This is a genomic window from Oleiphilus sp. HI0123, assembly GCF_001635315.1.
The window spans coordinates 1-2,262 of sequence record NZ_LWGE01001501.1 but is presented as its reverse complement, the minus strand read 5'-3'; the positions used below and the strand labels follow the sequence as shown (position 1 = coordinate 2,262).

Annotated in this window: 2 protein-coding genes and 1 pseudogene; all 3 read right to left on the bottom strand. The window is 44.4% G+C overall.

Features of this window, described 5'->3' with window-relative positions:
* Positions 1–160: pseudogene (locus A3761_RS19860) on the bottom strand (pilus assembly protein PilZ); the annotation flags it as partial.
* Positions 161–322: 162 nt separating this feature from the next.
* A complete protein-coding gene (locus tag A3761_RS19855; RefSeq protein ID WP_068513678.1) occupies positions 323–1,336 on the bottom strand; it encodes a DNA polymerase III subunit delta' in 1,014 nt (337 codons plus the stop codon).
* A gap of 58 nt (positions 1,337–1,394) precedes the next feature.
* Positions 1,395–2,262, bottom strand: an 868-nt coding sequence (locus tag A3761_RS19850) for a transglutaminase family protein (protein ID WP_197473135.1), incomplete at its 5' end; no start/stop codon positions are given.

Genomic DNA, 2,262 nt, shown 5'->3' with positions numbered 1-2,262 from the left:
TTAACAGCAAAAACACCTCATCGCCAAGATGATAGTTTTTTGCGGTAGGTATAAATAGTCCGCCGTTTTTAATGAACGGCATATAGGCGGCATATAAAACAGCTTTATCCTTGATTGTTAGGGTAAGGATACCACTACGCGCCCCAAATCCTGCTGACATACAATTCTCTTAACAATAACGCGCCCGTACAAACACTTGAATACAAAGCACTAATTGGTCGTTGCACCCACTGTAACCCGAACAGTTTCGAGTAGTATTAAGGTGATATATCTTCAGTATAGGCAAGCAATTGAAAATTGCTTCACACTTTTGAGATCTTTATTAAACCGTTCTTTTAGCCATTAAGCCAGCCCATTGGTTCAATAAAAACTCAAACACCAGCTGCTTGTTAGGATTGCTTGTACCGAGCAACAAACGCAGTTGATCCAAGGCACTTTTGTATAAATCAAGTAACTGAGCCTCGGTCGAAACCTTAGCCAAATGGTCGATCATTTTTGCCGCCGCAAGTCCTTCAGTGGAAAAGCTGGCCAACTTGACCTTTAAAACGAGCTCCAACCATTGAATCATCCACTCTACACGTAGAATCGACAAATCATCGCTCCACCTTTCAGCCAAAACAAGGGCCAAAACATCTTTACGAAGAAAGCTAGCCATTTCTTCTAGCATACGTTGATTTTCTTCAAGCGCGCCCGTTTTAACGTACTCCAAAGCTCTTAGCGGGGCTTGGGCCGCCAGCGCTAAAACCGAGTCTAACTCAGCTCCAGACAAGCTAAGCTCGTCTTTGTTCAGCGCCGCTTCTAGCCACTGCTTCGCTGCAGACGTTTCAGGTAACGAAAAGTCAATCACCTGACAACGAGAACGAATCGTTGGAAGTAACTGCCCCGAGCTATGTGATACTAAGATAATAACGGAATCGCCACTCGGTTCTTCAAGGGTTTTCAATAGCGCATTCGCCGCATTATGATTAAGTGATTCTGCAGGAGATAACACTGCGAGCTTTCGCCCCCCCTGCATGCTCGATTGCGCGAAAAACTCAACCATATTTCTAATCGCATCGACTTTAAGAATAGAGCTCCCTTCTTCGGGACCAATATGCTTATAGTCGGGGTGAGTTTCAGATTCGACAAGACGACACTGTTTACAAGTGCCGCAAGCTTGCTCAAGCTTTCCCTCAGACGTACTTTCACACAAAAGATACGCTGCTAGACTCTCCGCAAACTGTAGCTTACCGATTCCCTCAACACCATTTAACAAGAATGCGTGTGGAACTTTATTTTCTCTTACCTGCTTGAGCACACGCTCCCACTGAGCCGCCTGCCAAGGAAAAAATGACATTACCTGATTCCTTTAACCGTTTTAGCCAACACCAAAGACCAATTTTACCTTGATGACATCAAGACTGATATTGCTTTCGCTCTAAGTCACTCGTCACTCGCTCTAAAATACGATAGAGGTATTGCGGTGCGATAGAATGAATACGTAATAAATATTGCCTGGGCGTTTCACCCAGCGTTCTGCTATAGCCAGTTCGAGCTAATACGTAGCAGCACATCATATATTTTTTCTCTGCCCAGGTATATTTGAAGGCATACTTTTGGCCCCACAAATAGATGGTAAATAAAATAAAAATAGCGACAAGCACATACGCAAATAAACTGGCGACACTTAAAAGGCTGTACTCCCCTAATACCGAACTGACAAACTTTTTGTGCTCTCCCTGATTGTAATTCACTACCCACTTTTGCCAGCCATAACTCATTTTATCAACATATTGCCCCACCCACTTAACAAGCGCTAATTGCTGCCCAACTGATGAAAGTGGTGAGTCTTCAAGAAAGCCTTCTTTCTCGCGAAAGGCATCAGCCCCACCATCCAATATTCTTTCTGGTGCAACCATCGAGGTAGGGTCAGCCCTAAACCAACCTTTACCAACTATGTACACTTCAACCCAAGCATGCGCATCGTATTGATGGACAACCATATATTTTCCATTATCGCGCAACTCTCCACCTTGATACCCGATCACTACGCGAGCAGGAATATTTGCAAGCCGTAACATGTAAGCGAGGCTCCCTGCATAATGCGCGCAGAACCCCGTTTTTGTATCAAACATAAACTCATCGACGAAGTGCTCACCAGTCGTCTCAGGTTTAAGGGTGTAATAAAAATTCTGCTTGGCGAAGTTTTCCATTAGGGCTCGAAAGAGTGCTTCAGGTTCAGGGTATCGCGCCTTCATCTGCGCGATATATTGCTGTGTTCGA

What these genes read in the sequence shown, in the direction of transcription:
- A3761_RS19855 (WP_068513678.1), bottom strand. Translation starts at nt 1,336, where the DNA reads ATGTCATTTTTTCCTTGGCAGGCGGCTCAGTGGGAGCGTGTGCTCAAG.